Annotated in this window: 3 protein-coding genes and 2 pseudogenes; 3 read left to right on the top strand and 2 right to left on the bottom strand. The window is 73.8% G+C overall.

Going from position 1 to position 4,496, the window contains the following annotated elements; genetic code table 11:
• Nucleotides 1-20: 20 nt before the first annotated feature.
• Nucleotides 21-614: pseudogene (locus tag ACFFNX_RS43170) on the top strand (condensation domain-containing protein); the annotation flags it as partial.
• 120 nt (nt 615-734) lie between these two features.
• Here the strand turns inward: ACFFNX_RS43170 and ACFFNX_RS43165 are convergent.
• Nucleotides 735-947, bottom strand: a pseudogene (locus tag ACFFNX_RS43165) (aminopeptidase P family N-terminal domain-containing protein); the annotation flags it as partial.
• A gap of 412 nt (nt 948-1,359) precedes the next feature.
• Between ACFFNX_RS43165 and ACFFNX_RS43160 the strand changes: the two are divergent.
• On the top strand, nt 1,360-2,883 hold the full coding sequence (locus ACFFNX_RS43160; RefSeq protein ID WP_378212046.1) for a SpoIIE family protein phosphatase: 1,524 nt from the start codon (nt 1,360-1,362) through the stop codon (nt 2,881-2,883).
• 79 nt (nt 2,884-2,962) lie between these two features.
• Here the strand turns inward: ACFFNX_RS43160 and ACFFNX_RS43155 are convergent, their stop codons facing one another.
• The gene (locus ACFFNX_RS43155; RefSeq protein WP_378212045.1) at nt 2,963-3,568 is read right to left on the bottom strand and encodes a PadR family transcriptional regulator; all 606 of its coding nucleotides are present in this window, start codon (nt 3,566-3,568) and stop codon (nt 2,963-2,965) included.
• A 126-nt stretch (nt 3,569-3,694) separates the two neighbouring features.
• Between ACFFNX_RS43155 and ACFFNX_RS43150 the strand changes: the two genes are divergently transcribed.
• On the top strand, nt 3,695-4,496 hold an 802-nt coding region (locus ACFFNX_RS43150), incomplete at its 3' end, for an SDR family NAD(P)-dependent oxidoreductase (RefSeq protein WP_378212044.1).

Raw genomic sequence — 4,496 nt, 5'->3', positions numbered from 1 at the left:
CGCCGTACCGTGACGCCGTCGTGCACCGCCTGGCCCGCGACACCGGCGCCGCACGGGCCGCCTGGGCCCGTGCCCTGGCGAGCCTGGAGGAGGGCACTCTCGTGGCCCCGCAGGCGGGACCGAGCGGGCCGGAACTGCCCCGGCGGATCGACCGCGTCCTCGACCCCGCCGCCGCCCGCGCACTGTCCGCGCTGGCCCGGAGCACCGACGTCACCCTGTCCACGATCGTGCAGGTGTGCTGGGCGCTGGTGCTCGGCCGGCATACCGGAACCGCCGACGTCGTCTTCGGCACCACCGTCTCCGGCCGGGACGCCGAACTCGACGGGGCCGAGCGGATGGTCGGCCTGTTCATCAACACCGTGCCCGTACGGGTCCGGCTCGACCGCCCGGAGACCGTACGCGAGCTGCTCGTACGCGTGCAGGCCGAGCAGGCCGGCCTGCTGGAGGCCCATCACCTGGGACTGGAGGAGATCCGGGCACACGCCGGTCCGGGCGGGGAGCTGTTCGACACGCTGACCGTCGTCGAGACCTACCCCCTCGACGCGGAGGCCCTGGACGACGCCCTGGCCCGTGCGGGGCTGCGGAGCCGCGGCGCGGCCATGAACAGCTCGACGCACTACCCGCTGACCCTCATCGCCGCGCCTGGCGAGGCAGGGCTGCGGCTGAGCCTGCACCACCGGCCGGACGCGGTCGGCGACGCCGACGCGTGTCACCTCGCCGGGCAGCCGCGAGGCCACGAGCGCGAACGGGTCGTCGGTCTCGTCCCAGGGCACCAGCTCCAGGTCGAGCCCGCCGGCCGGCGACGCCTGCGCCGCCGGCAGCTCCAGCCGGGGCACGACCATGAACGGGTCGCCGGCGGCCGGCATGACGAGGCACGTCAGGCGTTCGAGCTGGACGGCCTCGTAGCCGGTGACATAGCGCAGGTCGGGCCCCGGTGTCAGGAACACCGCACCCAGGCCGGACGCGGCGACCTTCTCCCGCGCCCGCGTGAGACGCTCGGGCTCGAAAGCTGATTTCGCACTGGTCAACGTGCCACCTCATCCTCGTTGCGGGCCTGCCGGAAATCTACCCGTCCCGGCGGGCCCCGACCGCCCGGGCGAACCGGCGGGTGATCGCCGATGCCGGTGACCTCGGGCGCAGGAGGCGATCGCGAGTGATCGCTGTCCGCGATCGCTTCATCGCGGAGGGTGTGAATCGCTAGGATATGGCCATGGTGTACGCCGCGCGAGCGCGTCCGCCATGTCCCGTTTCGCATCCGCCACGACCCCCGGAAACCAGGTTCGGTCACCCTTCCGCCGCCCCGGAGCCACTACTGTGAGTGTCCGTCCGGGTGCAGACGATCACCTCGAAAGCGGTCACATGGGCATCCCTCACGACCACGACGGCTCCGGGGTCGAGCGTGCCGCCACCTTGGCGGACACCGTCGACCGGCTCCGGGCCGAGCTCGAGCAGACGCACGCCGTCGCCCGCCGCACGGCCATCCTCGAACAGGCGAAGGGCCTGCTCGCCGAGCGGCTCGGCTGCGGCGTCGCCGCGGCCCACTCCCACCTCCTGGAGATCTCGCGTGACAGCGGGGTCTCCCCCGAGGTCGCCGCCCGGTTACTCCTCACTCCCGAGCCCGGCGGCGAGGACGCCCCTCCTCCCGGCGTCCTGTCCCCCGGCGTGCCGGACGCCGACCTCACCGCCCGCCTGCGCGCCGGCGCACGGCCACGCGTCACGCCCTCCCCCGGTCCCGCGCCGCCGGCCGCCGGCGACCCCGAGGCGCGGCTCGAACAGACCCAGCGCATCGGCAACCTCGGCTGGGGGCTGTGGGACCTGACCGGCGGCCGGATCCACTGGTCCGACCAGCTCTATCGCATCTTCGGCCGCGACCCCGCCGAGGGCCCGTTGCCGCTCGAACGCCTGGCCGAGCAGGTCGTTCCCGGTGACGTGCCACTGGTCGTCCACCTGGTCCGCACGCTGCTCGACGGCAGCGAGAGGATCGACAACGAGATCCGCGTCCTGCGCGGCGAGGAGACCCGCGACGTACGGTTCATGGGCGAGCCGGTCCTGGACTCCTTCGGCACGCCCGCGGCCATCCGGTGCGTCTGCCAGGACGTCACGCGCTGGCGCCTCGGCGAGCGGGCGCTCAAGGCCTCCCGCGTGCAACTGGAGCGCCGCCTCATCGCCGCCGAGCGCCACCAGGCGATCGAGATGCAGCGGTCGATCCTCCCGCTGCCCGAGGGCATCGTCGAAAAGCCGGGGCTGCGCGCGGCCGTGCGCTACCTGCCGGCGGGCCACTCGGCGCGGGTCGGCGGCGACTGGTACGAGACGACGGCCATCGACGGTGAGGGGGTCTTCCTCGCCATCGGCGACGTGTCCGGGCACGGCCTGAACGCCGCCGCGGCGATGGCCCGGCTGCGCAACGGCCTGAGCGGGCTGGCGTTCTCCGGCGCGCCGCCGGACCGGCTGCTGGGCTGGCTCAACCGGCTGACGCTGCACTGGCCGACGTCCCTGACCGCCACCGTGCTGGCGGGCCGGTACGACCCGGACGAGCGCGCGCTCACCTGGGCCCAGGCGGGTCACCTGCCGCCCGTGCTCATCCGCGAGGGCAAGGCCGTCACCCTCGACCCGCCGGAGGGCATCCTGCTCGGCGCGATACACGAGCCGGAGTTCGCGGTGGAGACGACCTCGCTCGAACCCGGCGACCTGCTGCTGCTCTACACCGACGGGCTCATCGAACGCCGCGAGCGCGGCCTGCAGGAGGGACTGGACCTGCTGGTCCACGCGGCGTCCACCACCGGCTCCCACGACCCGGAGGGCGTGCTGGACCACGTCCTGGACGCCTTCGGCGCCCCCAACCCCAACGACGACACCTGCGTGGTCGCCATCCAGATCGAGTGACTCCGGCGGGCCGCCGTACGGCCGGGGCCGGTCTCGACGTCCCCGCCCGCGGCAGAACGGCCGAGCCTCGAGACAGGCCCTAACCGCTCGCGGCCGGGTCCTCCGGGCCGGACGGCGCCGCGGTGGCGTCGGTCGTCTCATCGCCTCGGTCGGCGTTCGCGACCGCCGGGGGCACGGTCTCGGCCCACTCGGCCCAGTCGGCCAGCGCCTGGTACATCCGGATCGCCGCCTCCACGGCCACGCGCATGGACTTGGTCTGCATGCTGTCGCCGAAGTCACCGCGGTCCTTGGCCGCGGCGTACGTCCGCGCCATGGCGGCGGTCTCGGCGAAGAACCGCCGCTCACGCCGCAGATGCTCGCGCAGCTCGTCCGGCTCCATGAGCCAGAAGAAGAACGACCGGAGCACCGACTCGGTGCGCAGGGTGTGGTCGACGTCGCCCGCGGCCAGCCAGCGGCGTACCTCGGCCAGGCCGGCATCGGTGATCCGGTACGCCTTCCGGCCCCGCGGGCCGCGGCTGTCCACCTCGATCATCCCGGCGCCGGCGAGCCGTGAGAGCTCGGCGTAGATCTTCGGGTGCTGGGCCGGCCACACCGGGCCGAGGGCCTCCTCGAAGCGCCGGGCCAGGTCGTACCCACTGGCCGGGCCTTCGGCGAGCAGCCCGAGCAATCCATGGCGCAGGGACAAGACGGCACCTCTCCGGACTCGATCGTGGGCTCCATCTTGACATGTCCCCTGGACCACCTCGATGATCCACATGTCCCTAGGTACATGTCCTTCGGAACATGTACCCTCGAACACGTGAGGTGATTCATGAGCACGAACACGCGCGCCGTCTTCGTCACGGGAGCGGCCGGAGGCATCGGGACCGCCACGGCCCGGGCCCTGTCCGAGCGCGGGTACCGGGTCTACGCCGGTGTCCGCGCCGAGGCCCCGCACCTGCGCGATCTGGACGGCGTCGAGCAGGTGCGGATCGACGTCACCGATCCGGACAACGTCGCGGCCGCGGCCGACGAGGTCGCCCGGCGGCAGGACGGCGAGGGTCTGGCCGGTGTCGTCAACAACGCCGGCGTCATCGTCCAGGGCCCGCTGGAGCTGGTGCCGGCCGAGGAGCTGCACCGGCAGTTCGCCATCAACGTCTTCGGACCCGCCGAGGTCACCCGCGCGTTCGCGCCGCTGCTCCGGGCGGGAGGCGGCCGTCTGATCAACATCAGCGCGCCGACGGCGAGGCTCGCGATGCCGTTCGCCGGTCCGATCTCGGCGAGCAAGGCCGCGCTGGACGCCCTGTCCGACGCCGCGCGGGTCGAGCTCGCCGCGCAGGGCGTCGCGGTGATCACCGTCGTCCCGGGATCGGTGGAGACCGGGATCTTCACCAAGGCGAGCGCCGCCGCCGAGACCGCCCTCGCCGCCGCCGACCCGGCGCGTCTCGCGCTGTACCGGCGGCAGATCGAGGCCGTGGACGCCGCCGTCGCCCGGATGCGGGGCGCCAAGCCGGACCGGGTCGCCCGCACGATCGTCCGGGCGCTGGAGGCGAACCGCCCCCGGCCCCGGTACGCGGCCGGCTCCGACGTACGGCCCGCGCTGATCCTGGCCCGGCTGCCCTTCCGCCTCCGCG

The sequence above is a fragment of the Actinoallomurus acaciae genome (assembly GCF_042429965.1).
GTDB classification, from domain to species: Bacteria; Actinomycetota; Actinomycetes; order Streptosporangiales; family Streptosporangiaceae; genus Actinoallomurus; species Actinoallomurus acaciae.
Note: the sequence above shows the minus strand (reverse complement) of the source record. Positions and strands in the feature narration are given on the sequence as shown.

What these genes read in the sequence shown, in the direction of transcription:
- ACFFNX_RS43160 (WP_378212046.1), top strand. Translation starts at nt 1,360, where the DNA reads ATGGGCATCCCTCACGACCACGACGGCTCCGGGGTCGAGCGTGCCGCC.